The organism is Streptomyces sp. NPDC023573 (genome assembly GCF_055559735.1).
This window is the reverse complement of the sequence record NZ_JBVHKB010000006.1, coordinates 406,020-424,858: the sequence shown is the minus strand read 5'-3', so window position 1 is coordinate 424,858 and position 18,839 is coordinate 406,020. Positions and strand designations below refer to the sequence as shown.

The following is an 18,839-nucleotide window of genomic DNA, read 5'->3' as shown; positions in this document are numbered from 1 at the left end:
TCCTCACCGGGACGTACCGTCCCCTCGCCGTGCCGTGCACCCCGGGTGCGCGACGGCTTATGATCAAGCATGATTGTTGAACATGCAAACACCTGTGGAGTGCGGGGAGGTTCCCGATGAGCGGCGCCGGCATGGGCGAGGTCACGCCCGGCCCGGGTGTGGAGGTGCTGACGGCACGGGACGTGCCGCTGGGCGGTCCGAGGGCGATGACGGTGCGGCGCACGCTGCCGCAGCGGGCCCGCACACTCATCGGGGCCTGGTGCTTCATCGACCACTACGGCCCGGACGACGTCGCTGTGACGGGCGGGATGGACGTGGCACCGCATCCGCACATCGGCCTGCAGACCGTCAGCTGGCTGTTCAGCGGCGAGATCGAGCACCGTGACAGCCTGGGCAGCCACGCCTTCGTACGCCCCGGAGAGCTCAACCTGATGACCGGCGGCCGGGGCATCAGCCACACGGAGGTCTCCACCCCCGGTACCACGGTCCTGCACGGTGTCCAGCTGTGGGTGGCGCTGCCCGGTGATCACCGGGACGCGGCACGCGACTTCCGCCACCATGTGCCGGACCCGGTCCGCCGGGACGGCGCCGTGATCAGGGTGTTCCTCGGCTCCCTCGCCGGGGACACCTCCCCGGTCCCGGCCTTCACGCCGCTGCTCGGCGCCGAGATCGTCCTGGAGCCGCACGCGACCGTGACCCTCGTCACGGACACGGCCTTCGAGCACGGCCTTCTCGTCGACCAGGGGAGCATCCGCCTGGACGGAACGCTGCTGCGAGCGGCAGAGCTGGGCTACCTCGGCCCTGGCCACGGGAACGTCACCCTGGTCAACGAGACGGACGCCCCCGCGCGGGCCGTCCTCGTGGGCGGAACGCCGTTCGACGAGGAGATCGTCATGTGGTGGAATTTCGTGGGCCGCAGCCATGACGACATCGTCGGGGCACGCGAGGAGTGGGAGGCCGGCTCGGACCGTTTCGGCCACGTCGACGGCTACCCCGGCGCCCGCATCCCCGCCCCGGCTCTCCCCAACGCCACCATCGCACCGCGTGGCAACCCGACACGCCCGAAAGGGAGCACCCGATGACCCAGGCCGCCGCCCCCGTCGTCCGTAACGTCGACGCCAGGCACCGCTACGAGATCCTGGTCGACGAGGTGAGCGCGGGGTTCACCGCCTACCGCGACCGCGGCGGGCAGCGCGTCTTCTTCCACACCGAGATCGACGACGCCTTCGCGGGACGGGGACTGGCCTCCGTCCTCGTGCGGGAGGCGCTCAGCCACGTACGGGACACGGGCAAGCGGATCGTGCCGGTCTGCCCGTACGTGGCCAAGTTCCTCAAGAAGCACGAGGAGTTCTCCGACATCACCGACCCGGTCACGCCCGAGATACTCCAGTGGCTGGAGACCACCCTGGCTCGCTGAGCGCCGGCCGCCGCCCGGACGGCGGCGGCTGGCGGCCGGGTGGCGGCGCTCCGTCAGGCCGGCCGCAGCTCGAACCAGTCGAAGGCGAGGGTGCCCCGGGTCGCGTACATGCCGATGACCCGGCCGGTGAATCCGCCCGCGACCTCGGTGGTGAGGTAGCGGCCGTCGAGTTCGGCGAGGACCTCGAAAGTGCCGTCGTCGCTCTCGTACCCCAGCCGGAGGGTGTCGGGGCCGCCGACGCGGAGGCCCGCGTCGGCGGCCCCGGGGTCCTCGGGGCGGACGGTGACGGTGGGCGGCAGGACTCCCGTGGTGGTCACGTCGACGCGCAGCGTCACAGGCCCGGCGGGCACGGCCCGTTCGGCGACCGTCCGGCGCAGCGGGCCGATGCGGGCGACCGCGCGGACCACGCCGTCCTCCGTCTCCACCTGGTAGTGGTGGGCCTCGTCGAGCCGTACGGCGAGACCGCCCCGGCCTCCTTCGCCGGCGTCGACCCGTGTCCGCGCCTCGCAGTCGGGGTCGCGCTGGCGCCGCCCCACGAACAGCGCGCCGGGCTTTTCCATGCCGTCCGCCCGGGCGTGCAGCACCAGATGGCCCGGCCGTTCGTCGAGGCGCGCGTCAGCCGGGTCTCGGCGTCTGGTCGTCACCCAGCAGGGGGCCGGCACCGGGGAGTCGAAGTCGTCTCGGTGCGGCTCGGCGGGCCAGGGGTGCTGAGCCAGGCCCGGCGCCTCCGCGCGGAGTTCCAGCGGCCCCGGCAGCGGCCACTCGTCCTCCCACCGCACCGGTGCCAGGAACGTCTCCCGTCCCATGCCGTGGAAGCCCGGGGTGTCCCCGCGGGGCCGGGTGCCCAGCAGCACCATCCACCAGGTGGAGTCGTGCGCCTGCACCAGATCACCGTGGCCGGTGTTCTGCACCGGGTGGGCGGTGCTGCGGTGGGAGAGCACGGGGTTGTCCGGATGTGGTTCGAAGGGCCCGGGCAGCGTGCGGGCCCTCGCGACGGACATCGCGTGCCCGCGTTCCGTCCCGCCCTCCGACAGGAGCAGATACCACCAGTCACCGATCCTGTAGAGGTGCGGGCCCTCGGGGTACTGGAGCCCGCTCCCCGACCACATCCGCACCGGCTCCCCGAGCAGTTCGCCTGTCTCCGGGTCGATGCGCACCCCTCGGATCCCGCCGTCGGAGTACACGCACCAGCAGTCCCCCTCGTCGTCCCAGGCCAGATCGGGGTCGATGCCGGGTATGGCGACCCGTACGGGGTCCGACCACGGACCCGCCGGGTCGTCGGCGGTCACCAGGATGTTGCCGGCGCCGGCCACCACGGTCGTGATCATCCAGAAGCGTCCGTCGTGGTGCCGCAGGGTGGGGGCGTAGACCCCGCAGGACGACGGAGCCGCGTCGGGGAGGGCCAGCTGTGACGGACGGTCCAGGGCGTGCCCGATCAGCCGCCAGTGCACCAGGTCCCGGCTGTGCCACAGCGGCACCCCTGGGACGTACTCGAAGCTGGACGTCGCCACGTAGTAGTCCTCACCCACGCGGCAGATGCTCGGATCCGGGCTGAAGCCGGGTATCACGGGATTGTCGAAAAGCACCACGGGCTGTCCTCAGGCTCGGGCCCGGTTGACGTCCCAAGGCCATGATCGTCGAAACGCTTCGAAGATGGCAGTCCGGCACGGGTGTGTCAATAGACCCGCCAGAAGTGGGCTCCCGGTGCGAGAAGTTGGAGTAAACGGCGTTTGACGGAGGAGTCAGGGGCCCTTTTGTACCCCTGCGTCAAGACGCGTGGTCGAAGCGCTTCGACGACTCCGCCGCGCGGAGCCGTCACGACATCCACCTGACGACCGAACCGGCCGGGGCGCTGGGTGCGCACCGGCCGGTTCGACTGCGAAGAGGTGTGATTCAGCGACTCAGTCGAGGGCGGGCGGTCCGGCGTCCGCCGAGGTCCCCCACCGGGAGGGCTCCGTGCCCACCACGAAGGACAGCTCGCGTGTGCCGCGGATGTCCTCGGTGGTCAGGTAGGTCTTCCCGTACGCGGCGCCGTCCGTGCGCGCCGACTGGATGTAACGCGCCGAGTCGGAGGTGCCCGGAGCCTTCACCGTCAGCCGGCCCTCGGGGTAGTAGCGCCGGTCGAGGGTGAGGTCCACCCGCTCGAAGACGGGGGTCGACAGGCCCCAGGTGTCGGTGCCCGGCTGGACCGGGAAGATCCCGATCGAGGACAGGACGTTCCAGGCGGACATCGTCCCCAGGTCGTCGTTACCGGTCATGCCGGTCGGAGTGTCCGTGAAGAGCGTGAGCGCGGCGTGCACCACGTCGGTCGTCTTCCACGGCTGGCCCGTGGAGAGGTAGGTGTAGGGGGCGATGAGGTCGGGCTCGTTCTGCGGGTTGTACTTGTCCGCGTTGTAGTAGTCGTACGGCCCGTTCACCCACACCTCGCGGGCGGTCTTCGCCGGGTCCCGCAGCAACTGCTCGTAGGCGAAGAACGAGTCGAGCCGCTCGTTGGCGGAAGCGGTGCCACCGATCAGGGAGACCATGCCGGGCAGGTCCTGCGGGACGAGCCACTGGTACTGCCAGGACGTTCCCTCGTGGAAGCCCTCGCTCTGTGCCGGGTCGGCGGGGCCGGTGAAGACGCCGTCCGCGTCCCGTGCGCGGAAGAAGCCGGTCGAACTGTCGAAGATCTTCCGGTAGTTCTGCGCCCGCTCCGTATAGCGCGCGGCGTCGTCCCCGTGACCGAGTTCCTTCGCCATCTGTCCGAGCATCGCGTCGGACAGCGCGTACTCCAGGGTCGCGGAGGCACCGTGGTCGTAGTCGGAGTCACCCGGCTTCACATGCGCGCGCCCCTTGATGTACGGCGCGAAACCATCGGCGAGGTACTCCTTGTTGGCCTCACGGCCCACGGGGGCCGACTCGGCGGGAGGCACACCGTCGGCGTTCTTCTTCAGCGCGCGGTACGCCTGTTCCTCGTACCCCTTGAGCAGACCCTGCTGGTAGGCGTTGGTGAGGAACGGTGTGACGGGGTCACCGGTCATGATGTTCGTCTCGACCGTGCCGTAGCCCCACTTGGGCAGCCAGCCGCTGTCCTCGTCGATCTTGATGACCGAGATGGCCATGTCGCGGGACTCGTGCGGCGCGAGCAGCGACAGCAGCTGCGCCTGGGTGCGGTAGGTGTCCCAGAGCGACCAGTTCTGGTAGTAGGTGAATCCCTTGGCGCGGTGGATCTTCTGGTCCCAGCCCGTGTAGCGGCCGTCGACGTCGCTGCCGATGTTCGGCGCGAGGAAAGAGCGGTAGAGGGACGAGTAGAAGGTCCTGCGCAGGGTCTCGCTGCCCCCCTTCGCCCGGACGTCGTCGAGGCGGTCCTCCCAGGCCGCCTGGGCCGAGCCGGCGACGCGGTCGTACGAACGTCCGCCTTCAGCGCGGAGGTTGAGGGCTGCTCCCCTGGCGTCCACGTACGAGATCGCGGTGGTCGCCTCGACGGTGCGGTCCTTGGAGGTGTCGAAGCGCACGAAGGCGCCGTTGCGCTCGGAGGCCGCGGACGAGGACTTCGAGCCTTCGGTGACCTGGTCGCCCTTCCAGGTGCCGGAGGTGGTGAACGGCCGGTCGAAGCGGGTGATCGTGTACACGGTGTACGGCTTGGTGTCCTGGCAGAAGCCACTGCCGGTGATGGCCGTGCGTACGGTGCGGTCGTCGAGGATCTCGACGTCGGTGTCCACGGTCTTGTGCAGCGACTGGCCCGCGTTGATGAGGACGTTGGCCTTGTCCGTCGCGGGGAAGGTGTAGCGCTGCACTCCGGTGCGCTCGGTGGCGCTGAGCTCGGCCTTGATGCCCGTCTTCAGACCGACCTCGTAGGTCCCGGGGCTCGCCTTCTCGTCGTCGTGGCTGAACTCGGCCGCGTACGCGGCGTTGTCCGTCGACGTGATGTCACCGGTCGTCGGGAGCACCGGGAGGTCACCGCCGAGGCCGCAGCCCACTCCGGAGATATGGACGGTGGAGAAGCCCCTGATGTGGGTCTCCGAGTAGTCGTAGCCGGTGTTGTGCCCGGTGTCGGGCGAGAACTGCACCATGCCGAAGGGGACCGCGGCGCCGGGATAGGTGTTGCCCTCGTTCTCGGTTCCGATGAACGGGTTGACGAGATCGGTGAGCCGGGCGCGCTCCGCGTGCCCCCTTCCGTCCGCCGCGGCAGGCGCGGCGACGGCGCCGCCGAGGAGGGCAGCCGTGGCGACCGCCGTCCCCGCCCCGCGAATCCAGTGGGTCCATCTCATGGAATGAGCGCCTCTCCGGCCTAGACAACGTTGTCATGCGCACTGCGCGATCATTCTTGGCCCGCATGCGTGTACTCGTCAAGAGTTACGGCAGGCGGGCGACTCGGCGTTCCGCTTCCGCGTGCGGGGGACGGCTTCCGGCTCCAAGGTCGAGACAGGACGCAGAGTCCCCCTGACGGAGGCCTGCCTGTTTCACCCCCGGAGGCAATGCCGTGAGCCCGCACCGCACCGCGACAGGGCTGACGTCGTACGCACCGCGGAACGAGAGCGATCTGCTCCCTCGGTGGGCACGCTTCGTACCGTTGGCGCTGGTGGCGCTCGCACTGGCGATCGACCTGCCCACGCCGGGGAAGTTCAGCGGGGACGTCTTCCTGATCCTGAGCTCCATGATCGCGGCCTGCGTGTACTCCCTGCGGGCGGTGGCCTGGGTCGCCGCCCTGAACAGCGTGGCCGGACTGGTGCTGCTCCTCGCGCGGCACCTGCCGTCCGACGGCGAGCACGCGGTGGTCGACTACGTCGCCATGGTGGTCCTCGCCTGGGCGTCCGTGCCACTGTGCCGACTGCGGCTCTCGCTCCTGCACCGGCTCCTGGGGGCCGAGCGTGTGGCGGAGAGCGCCCAGCGTGCCGTTCTGCCACCCGTCCGGGCGTGGTGGGGCAACACCTGGATCGCGGTGCGCTACGAGGCCGCGTCAGCCGCGGCCTCCGTCGGAGGCGACCTGTACGCGGCGGAGCACACCCCGTACGGCGTGCGCCTGCTCATCGGCGACGTACGCGGCAAGGGGCTGAACGCCGTTCCCGATGTCGCCGCCCTGGTGGGCAGTTTCCACGAGGCGGCGCACCACACCCCGACGCTCCCCGAGCTGGCCCGCCATCTGGACGAGGCGGTGTCCCGTCACACCCGGGAGACCGCCGCGGTCGGCGGTGGGAACGACCTCAGCGGGGAGCACTTCATCACGGCCGCCATCGCGCAGATCCCGGACGACGGCACGGAAGTGCGGCTCATCAGCCGGGGACACTGCCCGGCCTTCCTGGTGAGCGGGACCGGCCTGCAGGTCTGGGAGCCGGAGCATGCCGGGCTGCCTCTGGGACTCGGCGAATTCGACACGGGCCCCTGGGCCGACGAGTCGCGCCCCTTCGGCCCGGCGAGTCTGCTCCTGCTGTGCACGGACGGGCTCCTGGAGGCGCGCGACGCCGAGGGGCGCTTCTACACACCGGACAAGGTCCTGCGGGAGGCGTGGAGCCTGGGCCCGCCGACCGTGGTGGACCGGCTCGCCCAGGCAGTCCTCACCCACACGGACGGTGTCCTGCGGGACGACCTGGCATTGGTCGCCGTCACCCGTGCGGAGCACGGTCAGGAACAACGGCGCCGACACTGAGACCGCATCGTCCGACGGGCCCGCGGGGTCCGGCCACGGGGCATCGGTGGTGGGACCTCGCCCCCTGACGGTGTGTGGGGCCGCTGCTAGCCTGCGCCCATGACCAAGGGAAGACCGCCCGGCCGCCTGGCTCACATAGCGGGGAGCAGCAGGTCGGAGCGCGTACTGATCCTGGCCAGCTTCGTGAACCGGGTCGGTAACGGGCTCTTCAACACGGCGTCGGCGCTCTACTTCACCTTGGTCGTGGACCTCCCCGCGGTGCAGGTGGGGGCCGCCCTCACCGTCGCCGGCCTGATCGGCCTGCTCGCGGGCATACCGGGCGGCCATCTGGCCGATCGACGTGGCCCGCGCACCGTCATGATGCTCGCCCTGGTGGCCCAGGCCGTGGCGATGTCCACTCTCGTCCTCGTCGAGAGCTGGGCCGCCCTGACCGTCATCGCTGCCGTCGACCAGCTTGCCGCAGCCGTGGCCGGCGCGGCCTGGGGGGCCCTGGTGGTCAGGGTCGGCACCGACCGCCCGGCGCTGTTCAGGGCGAAGCTCCGTACGTACGTGAATCTGGGCGTCGTCCTCGGCACGGTGGGTGCCGGATTCGCGGTCGCCGCCGGCACGCGCACTGCCTACGTCGTGCTGATCCTCGGCAACGCGGCCAGCTTCGCGTTCTGTGCCCTCCTCCTCTTCCTGCTCCCCCGCTACAGGGCGCTGGCGCCGCCGTCGCGGGAGGGCCGGCGCTGGATCGCTCTCACCGACCGTCCGTTCGTGGCCTTCACCGCCCTCCACGGTGCGATGGGGCTGCAGTACCCGGTGGTCTCCCTGCTCCTGCCGATCTGGATCTCGGAGCACACGGACGCACCGCGGTGGACCGTGGCCGCGGTGGCCGCGATCAATGCCGGGGTCTGCGTCCTGTTGCAGACCAGGATCGGGTCCCGCATCGAGACCCCTCGCGACGGCGGCAAGGCGTTCCGCACGGCAGGACTGCTCTTCCTCCTCAGCTGTCCGATGATGGCCCTGACGGCACACGCTCCCGTGTGGGCGGCCGCCGGCCTCGCGGTCGCGGCGATCTTCGTGCACAGCCTCGGGGAGATATGGGAGTCCTCGGCCGGCTTCGCCCTTGGCTTCGGCCTGGCACCGGACCACGCCCAAGGCCAGTACCAAGGGCTTCTCGGGCTCGGCTTCAGCACAGGCCAGGCGCTCGCCCCCGCCGTCCTCACGACCGTCGTGCTCGCACTGGGCACGACGGGCTGGCTGGCCCTCGGCGCGTTCTTCGCCGCCGTGGGTGCGGCCGGCCCCTCGATCGAACGCTGGGGCACGCGGACCCGTACCCGGCAGGGAGCCGCCGCTGCGGACACCTGCGGAGAACCGGACGAGGCGCACGCGTGACGCGCACTCCGGGTCGCGCCGAACGCGTCCCGCGATCGGCGGCCGTGCCCGGTCACAGCCGGGCGGCGGCCGGCCACAGGACCACGGCTGCGGCGGCGGCCGCGAGGAGCGCGAGGTTGAGTGTGATCCGGCGGTCCTCGCCGGTCCTGTGGACGACGATCGCGCCGAGTTGCAGGACCACGAACCCGATGGCCGCCGCCGGCGCCGGCCAGGGGGCGATGCCGGTCTGCGGAGGCAGGACCAGCCCGGCCGCGCCGAGTATTTCGACCACCCCCAGTGCCCTGACGGCGGGCAGGGGTACGCGGTCGACCCAGGCCATCATCGGGCGGAGCTGATCGGGGCTGCGGACCACCTTCAGCGCGCCTGCGTAGAGGTAGAAGAGGGCGAGTGGCCCGGCGATGATCCAGTAGGCGATGTTCATGATCCCAGTGCACCTGCCGCGTCCTGCGACCGTCCAGGACCTGTTCCGCCGGACCGATACCTCGCGGGTATCGTTGCAGCGTGGAGCTCCGTACTCTGAGGTATTTCGTGGCAGTCGCCGAGGAACTTCACTTCGGTCGGGCCGCCACGCGACTGCACATGAGCCAGCCGCCGCTGAGCCGGGCGGTCAGGCGGCTGGAGACCGGGGTCGGTGCCCCGCTGTTCACCCGCTCGCCCGTCGGCGTCACGCTCACCCCGGTGGGTGCCGTGCTGCTCGACGAGGCGCGGGCTCTCCTCGACCATGCCGACCGCGTCCGCCTGCGGGTGACGGCGGCGGCCGCCGGCGCGACCGTCACCGTCGGCATCCTGGGCGACAGCACCGACTTGGCGGCGACCAGGCTGGCCGCCGCTTACCGTCGCAGCCACCCCGGCATCGACATCCGCATCCGCGACGCGGACCTGACCGACCCGACCTGCGGACTGCGCGCCGGACTCGTCGATGTCGCCCTGACGCGGGCGCCGTTCGACGAGACCGCCCTGACGGTGCGTGAGCTGCGTTCCGATCCGGTGGGCGCGGTCCTGCGCGCCGACGATCCGCTGGCCGGCCGCGACAGCCTGCGGCTGGCCGACCTGAGCGACCGCCGCTGGTTCCAGTTCCCGCAGGGTGCCGACCCGGTATGGCGGTCGTACTGGAACGGCGGCGAGCCGCGCGAGGGCCCGGTGGTGCGCGTGGTCCAGGAGTGCCTGCAGGCCGTGCTGTGGAACGGCACAGTCGGCCTGGCCCCGCTCGGCCACGACATGCCCGCGGGGCTGGCCGCGGTGCCGCTGACCGACATGGCGCCGAGCCGGGTGGTGGCGGTGTGGAACGAGAGTGACCCCAACCCGTTGATCCGTTCGTTCGTCGAGATCGCGACAGCCGCGTACGGCCGCTGACGGCTCCCCCGCCCGGCAAGGTCACGCGACGGGCAACAGCACGCCGATCGCCGGCGTCACCGCTGAGGGTGTTTCGTCCCGTTGTCTCATCCCGGATTGCGTGGTTGCTGCCCGTTCACGCTCCGGGCCGTGGTCGCGGGTCGACCGGCGGAAACGGGCAGCAAACACCACCTGATCTGCGACGGACGCGGCACCCCGCTCAAAGTCGTCACCACCGCGGCCAACGTCAACGACGTCACCCGGACCCTCGCTCCGGTCTACGGGATCCCGCCTGTCGCGGGCCGCCGCGGCTGACCCCGCCGTCGACCCGAAGCACTACTCGGCGACACGGGATACGACTCCAACGCCCACCGTGACGAGCTGCGTCGCCGGGATCATGCCCGTCATCTCCCGCAAGGGATCACCCAACATCAAGGGCATCGGCAAGCTCCGCTACGGCGTGGAGCAGAACTTCGCCCTGCTCCACCACTGCGAACGCCTCGCCGTCGGACGGGAACGCCGCAACGAACTCCACGACGCCTTCGTCTCCCTCGCCTGCAGCCTCCTCTGCTGGCGCCGACCAGAGAAGACAACTGCGTGAGCACCACGATGAGAAGAATGTGACCACGGTCGCGCATGCAGCAACGAGCTCGGCGGGAACGACTGCCGTGACGAACTCCGGGAGCACTTCCGTGGCGATCAGTGAGCCCTGTATACGACTCTCCGCCTTGGCCGGGCTGACTCTCATCGTCGCAGAGCGTAAGCATCATTGACAGGGTCAGGTGTTTCCTAGGTGTATGGGCCCGCAGGGTTGTTCACACGGCTGATCGAGGGCTGGCCTCCGAGTGAGGTGTGGCAGCGCATCCACCGGGACAGTGGTCGTAGCCGGTCCGGCTCCCGCCTCGGATACCGTGTTCCTCTACGGGGTGTCGTAACGGATGCGACGCCCCCCACCGGAGGTAGTCAGCGTATGAGTTCGAAGCGCAGCAAGAATCCAGCCCTGCCCGTACTTGACGACGCATACCGACTCGCGTCGGTCGAGGACGCCGAAGAGTCCACTCGTGACTTGGCCGCGCGGCTGGCCACCACCGAGCTGCGCCGCGTTTCCCACCCGGGCCGGGTCACCTGGGAGCCCACCGATCAGGCCGATCCCGTACCGGTCCCGCCGACTGTCGTCGACGGTGACGGGGACCTGTGGCTGCGGGACCGGGGCACTGGCACCTGGACCATGCCCGAGTTCAACCCGAAGGAGTTCCCGGCCCGCTGCGGCGAGGTCCTGACGTGGGGCCAGCTTGCCCGCGAGTTCGGCCCGCTGACCGCACTGGCCGACGATCGCCGCGTCGGCGGCGGCCGGCGTCGCTGACCGCGCAGCCTTCTGGATGACCGCGCCCCCGAAGGGCCCGTTACGGGTAGCTGAGAGCCTTCAGCGGCGGCCTCGGCGAGGACGACTTCGTCCAGGTCCTCAGGGGCCTCACGCCACGGAACAGCCGCAGCGTCGAAAGCGGCCCAGGGCGGCAGCACCTGGAGCTCGTCGGCGCGGGCAGCGATCCGCACCGCTTCGCGCAGCTCCGCCTCGCGGGCGGGGTGACCGCGGCGTCAGCGGCGAGCTCGGCCCGGACCACGTCGTCGGTGTCGCCGGTGACGGAACGACCGTCCCGGACGGCCCGTCCCGGTGATCGTCTGTACGTGCCGCTGAGCGCCGATTCCCGCCCCGGGGGGCCCCAGAAGGACCCGGGCGGCCGGTCGGCACCCTGAGCTTCGTCGGTCGACTCGCCGGACTCCGACTCCGCCGCCGTCCACGCGGGTGGTTCGCGATGCGGCACCCCGCCGCCCTCGGGTCCCAGTCGGCTCGAAGGTCGGCTTCGCCACGGGGACGGCCGGCTCAGCCGCCGTTGTCGAGCCAGGCGACCGGGTCCATGTACTGGCCGTCGAAGATGACCTCGAAGTGGAGATGCGGGCCGGTGGACAGACCTGTCGAGCCGACCAGCCCGACGGGGTCCCCGGTGGTCACGCTCTGGCCGGCCGTCACGTGGAGGGCGGCCAGATGGCTGTAGGTGGTCTCCAGCCGCTTTCCGTCGATGGTGCCGTGGTCGATCACCACGCGGTTGCCGTAGGCCGGGGTCATGCCCGCGGACTCGACACGTCCGTCCCGCACCGCGGACACCTGAGCCCCCTGCGGCGCGCCGAAGTCGACGCCCGTGTGGAGCTTGGTGACCCCGGTCAGCGGGTGGGTGCGCGAGCCGTACGACGAGGTGACGGTGAGCGTGGTGACGGGCGGCGCCATGAGCGCGCCGGAGGCCGGGCCGTTCTCCTGCTCGGGGTTACGCCGGACCAGTGAGTCGTACTGCGGAAGCCGCTTCTTGACGTCGGCGACGAAGGCGCGGGCCGGGTCGGGGACCTTGCCGGCCTCCTGGACCTGGTCCGTCCCGGCCGCGTACGCGGCGAGCGTGAGGTCGGCTACGTCACCGTTGACAGTTCCCTTGGTACGGAGTGCGGTCACCTTCTTCGCCAGGGAGCAGTCCTGCCGCCCCAGCGCCATGATCGCGTCCCCGGCGTCGCGCGGCGAGGAGCTGCCGTTGCCGTCGTCGTCCCTGCCCCAGGTCTTCCAGTCGGCGTCCGTGAAGCGGGCGATGCCCTGTTCGGAGAGACTCGCGGTGTTGTCCTGCCATCCGGAGAGCTGGTCGATGTGCGCGGCGAGGAGTGCGGGGGTGATGCCCGCGCAGTCCGCCGTCGCCCTGCGCAGCCAGGGGACGTAGGAGCCGTCCACATTGCTGACAGCTGACTGGCTCGGACCCGGGTCCTGCGGCGGGGCCAGGTCGAGGCCGCCGGTCAGGGCCAGGAAGAGGGCGGCGCCCGGGACTATCACCAGGCTGGGCAGCACGATCAGGACGAAGGGGCGGGGGCCGCGCCTACGGCGGCGTGGTGGCGTGGGGTTGTCGGCCGGAGAGGTACTGGCCGGCTTCGGCCGAGGCTCCGCCGGCTCGTCCGCCATGGGTTCGTACCCGGTGGCGTCGGTCCGTCCCGGGCGGCTCTGCGCCGGATCGTGGTGCGGTGCTGCGGGGTGCGGCCGGAGGCCGTCGTCGTGCGCGGTGGCTCCCACCGGATGGGGGAACGCCGCGCCTTCCCTGTCCTTGGTCACGTGCCGGGCCGGCTCCACGAGGACACCAGGTCGGGGCGTGATATCGGCGGGGTGTATCGGCTCACGCCCAGACGCTAACAAGCGGGTGACGCCGCGTCACCGGCCGCGAGGACAGGATGAACTGCCCGATGGGGCACTGCCGATGCCCGGTTTGCTCCTCCTTCCCCCCTGTGCCCGGCTCCCCCTGCTCCTCGGTTGTCAGGACCCGGTGGCGGATGCCGTGCCACGAGCGCGACGATCCCCGCACCGTGAAGGCGCACCGAGGACTGACCGGCCGCGCGCACCCCGGTGTGTACGCATGGGTGGGACGCCTTGCGGCCGGCCGGCCCTCCGTCAGCGCAGTTTCGCGTACACGATGAGGTTGTCCACGGGGTGGCCGTCGGCGTCGAAGGCTCCGTCGCAGGTGATCAGCCGGAGCACGGGCTCGTCGGTCGCTCCGTAGACCTTCTCGGTGGGGAAGGCGTTCTTGCTTACGGTCTCCGTGCCGGTGACCGTGAAGTGGGTCTTCTCCCCTCCCCCGCCGGACACCGCGATGTCGGCCCCCTTGTCGATGGCGTGGAGGTCGTGGAAGACGGCCTTGCCGAACCGTGTGTCGTTGTGGCCGATGAGCACGGCCGCGCCGGGCTCGCCGGGAACGGCTCCGCCCGCGTACCAGCCGGCCGTCATGCCCTTGTCCGCGGGCGGGACCTCGACCGTGCCGTCCTCGTTGAGTCCCAGCCGCAGCAGCGTGCTGTCTATCCCGAGCGACTCGACGGTCAGCCGCGTGGGCGCCGGTGCCTTGGGCGCCTCCTCGGACGGGGGCGCGTCGGAGGCCGTCCTGACGGACTGCTCGGGCGTGGCGGACGCCCCGCAGCCGGTGAGGGGGGCGAGCAGCAGAGCGGCTGCCGTGACGGACGCGGCCGTCCGCCGTGACGAGTTGAGGGTGAGGGGCATGAGCACTCCGGGTGCGGGACGAGCTGAGGAAGGAGGAGAACGACGGGTGGCGCCGCCCCCACGGCGGGGAGCGGCGCCACCGGGCGGGATCAGCCGTTGCGCTGCGCGGCGGACCGGCGGCGCAGTACGAGGACACCGGCCCCCGCGAGCAGCACCGCTCCGGCCGCAGAACCGTAGAGCGCCGTGTCACCGCCCTGGGCCGGGCGCTCCCCGGCGTCGACGCCGCCGCGCGGAACGGTGCCGGCCGGCACGGACTCGGCGGGGACCGCGGTCGGCGCCTCGGTGGGTTCGGCGCCCTCGGGGGCGGGGGTGGGGGTCGCGCTGCGCTCGGCGGCCTCCGGGGTGGAGGTCGCGCCGCGTTCGGCGGGCACCTGCGTGGGTGTGGCGTCGGCGACGGCCGCGGTGGACGGCAGCAGGACCGCGCCCAGGGCGGCAGTGGCCAGGACGGCGGTGCGCAGGGTCGGACGAAGGAACATGAAGAACTCCGATTCCAGCTCGGCGTTGATGGTGCCCGCGCACGGATGCGCGTCGGGCGCCGGGCATGCCCACAGACTGGAGCGAAGTTGTGAGGAAGCTGTCAGACCGTCGTGTTCATCGGATCAGGGCCGGCCGGCGGCATCCGCAGGGTGAACACCGACCCTTGGCCCACTGTGCTGACCACGCCGGCCGTCCCGCCGTGCGCCTCGACGAGCTTGCGGACGATCGCCAGCCCGAGGCCACTTCCACCCGTGCGCCGGCTGCGTGACTTCTCCGCGCGCCAGAACCGGTCGAAGACGTACGGCAGGTCCTCGGGCGCTATGCCTCGCCCGGTGTCGGCGACCTCCAGCACCACCTCCTCGGGCGCTTCCCCGGACCCGGGCCCGGTCGCGTAGGCGCGCAGGGTGACCCGCCCTCCCGCCGGGGTGTGGCGTACGGCGTTGGACACCAGGTTGCCGATCGCCTGCCGCAGCCGGACCGGGTCGGCGGTGAGTTCGGGGGCCGGACCGTGTCCCTCCGGCGCGGTCACGGTGAGGCCGACCCCGGCGGCATCGGCCTGGGCCTGGTGGGCCGCCACCGCGTGGGCGAGCAGCTCCTCGATCCGTACGGGTTCGGGGTGCAGGCGCAGGACACCGGCATCGGCCGCCGACAGGTCCTGGAGGTCGTCGATGATGTGCTGCAACTGCACCGCCTCCTCCAGCAGCGAGGAGACGAACATCGCGTCGACATCGGCGATGCCGTCCTCGGCGCCCTCGAGCCACCCGCGGATGTTGCTCAACGGGGTGCGCAGCTCGTGCGCGACATCGCTGACCATCACCTTGCGCTGTTCCTCCAGGCGGGCGCGGTGGGCCGACATGTCGTTGAAGGCGGCGGCCAGCCGGCCGATCTCGTTGTCCGCGGCGACCACCACATGCGACGGTTCCTCGCCGTCCCGCATGCGCTGGGCCGCTCCGGTGAGGGCGTGGAGCGGCCGCACGAGCCGTACTCCGGCGAGGATCGAGGCTCCGACGGTGAGTGCCAGGACGAGCGCCGCGACCCCGGTGATCTTCGCCGTGTTCGCGGGGGAGAGCTCGAAGCCGGGCACGGCGCCGCCGCCCGGGTCGCCGATGAACAGCAGGGCGGGTGAGGCGACGTACGAACTGAGCTGCTCCTGGCGGGCGATGCCGACGCATGAGGCGATGTCGCGGTCGTTCTCGCTGTCGAGGGGCACGGGGGTGACCACCTCGGTCGGCGCCGGCCGGGCCTCCTGCGGAACGCTGATGCCGGGCGCGGGCGTCGGCACGGGCACGGCCGTCGCGGCGGCCGGCTCCTCGTCGGTTCTCCACGAGAGGTCGAGATCGAGCTGGACGGCCTCGCGCCCCTGCCGGTCCAGGCACGCGTTGACGAGCTCGTTGAGGGCGGTGAGCGCCTTCGTCTCGGTTGCGGTGGGGCTGTCCAGGGCGTCCGTCGAGCACCGGCTGCCGCGCATGCGGTCCGGATCGTTGCCCACGACCTGGATACGGGGCCGCCCGCTCGGCCCCTCGACGACGTCCGAGGCGATCCCGGACCGGCTGAGGCAGCGCACCGCCTCGTCGGCGGTCCGCCTCAACGACGTACGCTCCGCCTCGGGCAGCCTGAAGGGCCCGACGGCCCGCGGGTCGACCCTGTCGCTGCCGGAGCGCTGCGCCCCGTCCGTGCCGGGTGCCGCGACCGTCACGGAGCCGGAGCCCGCGTCGGTCTCGGAGGTGGCGGCCACGGACAGCGGGTCCACGACCGCCGACGCCTGGGGAGGCAGGGCCGGAGGCGGCGAGGAGGACGCCGCGGCGGAGTCCGCGAGGATCTGCCGGCTCTGTGTCGTCAGCGTGATCCGCCGGTCGGAGGCGTCGGCCAGCTCCTTCACCGTGGCCCCCACCCCGTCCCATGAGGGGTGTTCGGCCGCATAGGCGAGCAGGGCGTCCAGGACCCGGGTGTCCGCCGCGAGGTTACGGCCCTGCTCCTGCTCGATCGCACCCGATGTGGTCTGCACGGCCAGCCACGCGGTGGCGGCGACCGAGCAGGCCGCGACGAGGGCCGACACCGCCAGCAGCCGGCCGAGGAGGCTCTTGCGCAGCGGGAGCCGCAGGCGCGGTCCGCCGCGTTCAGCGCGCCTCGGCACGCGGGGCGCCCTTCTGCGGGTCCATGAGCTTGTAGCCGACTCCGAAGACGGTGAGGAGCCGGGTCGGCCGCCGGGGCGCGCGCTCGATCTTCTTGCGGAGGTTCATGATGTGCACGTCGACGGTCCGGCTGCTGATGTAGCGGTCGAACCCGTGGAGTTCGGCGAGCAGCTGCTCGCGCGTGAAGACGCGTTCGGGCTCCGCGGCCATCGCCGAGAGGAGTCTGAACTCCCCCGGTGTGCACTCGACTCCCACGCCGTCGACCGCCACTTCGTGACGTACGGGGTCGACGGCGAGCGATCCCACCCGCAGCACGTGACCGTCCTCGCGTGCGCCGTCCCGCCGGGTGCGCCGCAGGAGGGTGCGCACACGGGCCATGAGCTCCCGCGGGCTGTAGGGCTTGGTCATGTAGTCGTCCGCGCCCAGGTCGAGACCGAGCAGCAGATCGTCCTCCGTGGCCCGGGCGGTCAGCATGAGGACCGCCAGCTCCCGCCCCTCGGAGCGCAGTATGCGGACCACGTCGAGCCCGTCCGCCCGGGGCATCATCACGTCGAGCACCAGCAGGTCCGGTGTCCCCTGCCGCGCCTGTTCGAGGGCGGCGAGGCCGTCGCACACCACCGTGACCGCGTGGCCTTCGCGTTCGAGGTAGCGGCGGACCAACTCGGCCTGTTTCGCGTCGTCTTCCGCGACTATGACGTTTGCGCACACAGGGGTGATCGTAGAGGAGGGCCCTGGCCGACGGCTCCCGCCGGATGCGTGGGGTGGCCCGGCGGCCTGCGGGAGGGGGCCGCGATCAGCAGACGCCGTCTCCCGGCTTCGGATTGCCCAGGCCGAACACGGGACGCAACGTGAGCCCGATCCAGGTGCCGGCCAGCGCGACCGCGCCCCACAGCCAGCCGCTGAGGCTGCCCGAGGCGATACCTGCGAGGTAGGCGCCGATGTTGCAGCCTCCGGCGAGCCGTGCGCCCACGCCCATCAGCACACCGCCGAGCACCGACGCGACGGCCGTACGCCACGGGATGCCACGGTGCAGGGCCCAGGTACCGCCGAGCGCGGCGGCCACCGCCGCACCGATCATGATGCCGATGTCGGTGAGGCTGGTTCTGTCGGCCAGCACGGGGCCCGACAGCATCTCCGCGTTGCCGGGCTGCCGCCACCAGGTCCAGTTCTCCGGGTGGCCGCCGAGGGCGCCCACCAGTTCCGAGCCCCACAGGCTGAACGCACTCGTGACACCCCAGGCACCGCCGGACACCAGCAGCACTCCCGCGCCGAGGACGGCCAGCACCAGGGCGCCGGCGGCCAGCGGCCAGGAGCCACGGAAGGCCCGTACCACCGAAGTGCGCGCCGAGGGCACGGCGCCGAGCGGCGGCGGGTTGCGCCGGGCCTGGACCCGTCGGGTGACCGCGACCACCAGCAGCAGCGCGGCGATCGTCACCGCCCACGAGCCGGGCCAGCCGATGTGGTCGGAGAGCACGACCGGCTCCCAGGCGGGGAGGTCCTTCCACAGGTCGAACTGCCAGGCGGCGAGCGTGGCCCCCGCGATGAAGCCGCCGAGGGTCAGCAGCACCGAGGTCTGCCCCGAGCCGACGGCGAAGAGCGTGCCGGAGGCGCAGGCACCGCCGAGCTGCATCCCGACGGCGAAGAGCAGCGAGCCGACGACCAGACCGACGCCGATCGCTCCGCCCGACGGTGCCGGCTGCGAGCCGAACAGCCCGGTGCTCGTGCCGATGACGAGCGCGAACAGGGTGGCCGTGGTGCCGAGCAGCAGCGCGTGCGCGCGCAGCCCGGTGCCGTTGCCCACGGCGATGAGCTGCCGCCAGGCGGAGGTGAAGCCGAACCGGGAATGGAAGAGCGCGACGCCCAGTCCGAGCCCCAGAAGGAGCAGCACACCCGGCTTGGCGCCGTGCGCCGACCAGACGTACGCGGTCAGGGTGACGGCGAGCAGTCCGGCCACGACGAGTGGCGTCCTGCGCACCGGGGGCAGCGGCGGCGCCTCCGGTCGCGGCACGGACGTGGGAGAGGGGACGAACAGGGCGGGCAGTGCGCGCGGCGGCGCGGCCGGCCCGGCTGGTGGCGCGGTGGTCACGAAGGTCTCCGGGATGGTGCTCGGCGGACAGCGGCATGGGCTGCCGACAGCGCGGTGAGCGCCGCCGACGCGGGTTCAGCCGCGACAGAGGCCGTCGTCGACGCACCACGCCGAGTGCGCGAACAGCGCGAGGCACAGTGACAGGGCCGATGCAGACATGCGTACGAATATACGGACGATGGCCTTCCGCACGCCGGACCGTCTCGGCATGCGGAAGGCCTCCGCGCCTTCGGGCCCGGCGCGGGCACGTCGGAAGCCTGCCTGTCCGGCGGTCCCGGGCGGGCCGCCGGCGGTCCCGGTCCCGGCCGGGGCCACGGACC

17 protein-coding genes are annotated in these 18,839 nt (G+C 71.8%); 8 read left to right on the top strand and 9 right to left on the bottom strand.

Translation table 11 applies throughout. The features are described from left to right. Nucleotides 1-116: 116 nt before the first annotated feature. Together ACZ32T_RS21940 and ACZ32T_RS21935 are read left to right on the top strand one after the other, a co-directional pair. Complete coding sequence (locus ACZ32T_RS21940; protein ID WP_467368469.1) at nucleotides 117-1,082, top strand: pirin family protein; 966 nt, start codon at nucleotides 117-119, stop codon at nucleotides 1,080-1,082. Then, nucleotides 1,079-1,417 carry a GNAT family N-acetyltransferase gene (locus ACZ32T_RS21935; RefSeq protein ID WP_467368467.1) on the top strand — a complete coding sequence of 113 codons (339 nt, stop codon included), beginning with the start codon at nucleotides 1,079-1,081 and terminating at the stop codon, nucleotides 1,415-1,417. Before ACZ32T_RS21940 ends, ACZ32T_RS21935 begins: the two co-directional genes overlap by 4 nt. 53 nt (nucleotides 1,418-1,470) lie before the next feature. On the opposite strand, the gene ACZ32T_RS21930 is transcribed toward ACZ32T_RS21935, so the two are convergent. Both ACZ32T_RS21930 and ACZ32T_RS21925 read right to left on the bottom strand, forming a co-directional pair. After that, complete coding sequence (locus ACZ32T_RS21930; protein ID WP_467368465.1) at nucleotides 1,471-3,006, bottom strand: glycoside hydrolase family 43 protein; 1,536 nt, start codon at nucleotides 3,004-3,006, stop codon at nucleotides 1,471-1,473. A gap of 312 nt (nucleotides 3,007-3,318) precedes the next feature. Beyond that, a complete protein-coding gene (locus ACZ32T_RS21925) occupies nucleotides 3,319-5,667 on the bottom strand; it encodes a GH92 family glycosyl hydrolase (RefSeq protein WP_467368463.1) in 2,349 nt (782 codons plus the stop codon). 212 nt (nucleotides 5,668-5,879) lie between these two features. Here ACZ32T_RS21925 and ACZ32T_RS21920 point away from each other — a divergent pair, with 212 nt between their 5' ends. Beyond that, nucleotides 5,880-7,043 (top strand): PP2C family protein-serine/threonine phosphatase, encoded by a 1,164-nt coding sequence (locus ACZ32T_RS21920; RefSeq protein ID WP_467368461.1) that lies wholly within the window; start codon nucleotides 5,880-5,882, stop codon nucleotides 7,041-7,043. 99 nt (nucleotides 7,044-7,142) lie between these two features. Continuing rightward, entirely contained in the window at nucleotides 7,143-8,420 is a 1,278-nt protein-coding gene (locus ACZ32T_RS21915) for an MFS transporter (RefSeq protein WP_467368459.1), read from the top strand. Between the two features lie 52 nt (nucleotides 8,421-8,472). Here the strand turns inward: ACZ32T_RS21915 and ACZ32T_RS21910 are convergent, their stop codons facing one another. Beyond that, nucleotides 8,473-8,841 carry a DoxX family protein gene (locus tag ACZ32T_RS21910; RefSeq protein ID WP_467269541.1) on the bottom strand — a complete coding sequence of 123 codons (369 nt, stop codon included), beginning with the start codon at nucleotides 8,839-8,841 and terminating at the stop codon, nucleotides 8,473-8,475. 80 nt (nucleotides 8,842-8,921) lie between these two features. Between ACZ32T_RS21910 and ACZ32T_RS21905 the strand changes: the two genes are divergently transcribed. The 4 genes from ACZ32T_RS21905 (at nucleotide 8,922) to ACZ32T_RS21890 (ending at nucleotide 11,115) form a co-directional block, all read left to right on the top strand. Beyond that, the gene (locus ACZ32T_RS21905; RefSeq protein WP_467368457.1) at nucleotides 8,922-9,773 is read left to right on the top strand and encodes a LysR family transcriptional regulator; all 852 of its coding nucleotides are present in this window, start codon (nucleotides 8,922-8,924) and stop codon (nucleotides 9,771-9,773) included. Nucleotides 9,774-9,902: 129 nt separating this feature from the next. Beyond that, nucleotides 9,903-10,067, top strand: coding sequence for a transposase (locus ACZ32T_RS21900; RefSeq protein WP_467368454.1), 165 nt, complete (start codon nucleotides 9,903-9,905; stop codon nucleotides 10,065-10,067). Nucleotides 10,068-10,125: 58 nt separating this feature from the next. Next, complete coding sequence (locus ACZ32T_RS21895; RefSeq protein ID WP_467269567.1) at nucleotides 10,126-10,353, top strand: hypothetical protein; 228 nt, start codon at nucleotides 10,126-10,128, stop codon at nucleotides 10,351-10,353. Between the two features lie 369 nt (nucleotides 10,354-10,722). Further along, nucleotides 10,723-11,115 (top strand): hypothetical protein, encoded by a 393-nt coding sequence (locus ACZ32T_RS21890; RefSeq protein ID WP_467269537.1) that lies wholly within the window; start codon nucleotides 10,723-10,725, stop codon nucleotides 11,113-11,115. Nucleotides 11,116-11,634: 519 nt separating this feature from the next. Here ACZ32T_RS21890 and ACZ32T_RS21885 read toward each other — a convergent pair. The 6 genes from ACZ32T_RS21885 to ACZ32T_RS21860 all read right to left on the bottom strand — a co-directional run bounded on the left by ACZ32T_RS21885 (nucleotide 11,635) and on the right by ACZ32T_RS21860 (nucleotide 18,519). Continuing rightward, nucleotides 11,635-12,744 (bottom strand): M23 family metallopeptidase, encoded by a 1,110-nt coding sequence (locus tag ACZ32T_RS21885; RefSeq protein WP_467368558.1) that lies wholly within the window; start codon nucleotides 12,742-12,744, stop codon nucleotides 11,635-11,637. A 480-nt stretch (nucleotides 12,745-13,224) separates the two neighbouring features. Continuing rightward, on the bottom strand, nucleotides 13,225-13,824 hold the full coding sequence (locus ACZ32T_RS21880; RefSeq protein WP_467269535.1) for a class F sortase: 600 nt from the start codon (nucleotides 13,822-13,824) through the stop codon (nucleotides 13,225-13,227). 89 nt (nucleotides 13,825-13,913) lie between these two features. Beyond that, complete coding sequence (locus tag ACZ32T_RS21875) at nucleotides 13,914-14,300, bottom strand: hypothetical protein (protein ID WP_467269533.1); 387 nt, start codon at nucleotides 14,298-14,300, stop codon at nucleotides 13,914-13,916. Between the two features lie 101 nt (nucleotides 14,301-14,401). Beyond that, a complete protein-coding gene (locus ACZ32T_RS21870) occupies nucleotides 14,402-16,435 on the bottom strand; it encodes a sensor histidine kinase (RefSeq protein WP_467269531.1) in 2,034 nt (677 codons plus the stop codon). Next, complete coding sequence (locus ACZ32T_RS21865; RefSeq protein WP_467269529.1) at nucleotides 16,419-17,141, bottom strand: response regulator transcription factor; 723 nt, start codon at nucleotides 17,139-17,141, stop codon at nucleotides 16,419-16,421. Before ACZ32T_RS21865 ends, ACZ32T_RS21870 begins: the two co-directional genes overlap by 17 nt. An 85-nt stretch (nucleotides 17,142-17,226) precedes the next feature. Further along, nucleotides 17,227-18,519 carry a YeeE/YedE family protein gene (locus ACZ32T_RS21860; protein WP_467368452.1) on the bottom strand — a complete coding sequence of 431 codons (1,293 nt, stop codon included), beginning with the start codon at nucleotides 18,517-18,519 and terminating at the stop codon, nucleotides 17,227-17,229. Nucleotides 18,520-18,839 lie beyond the last annotated feature (320 nt).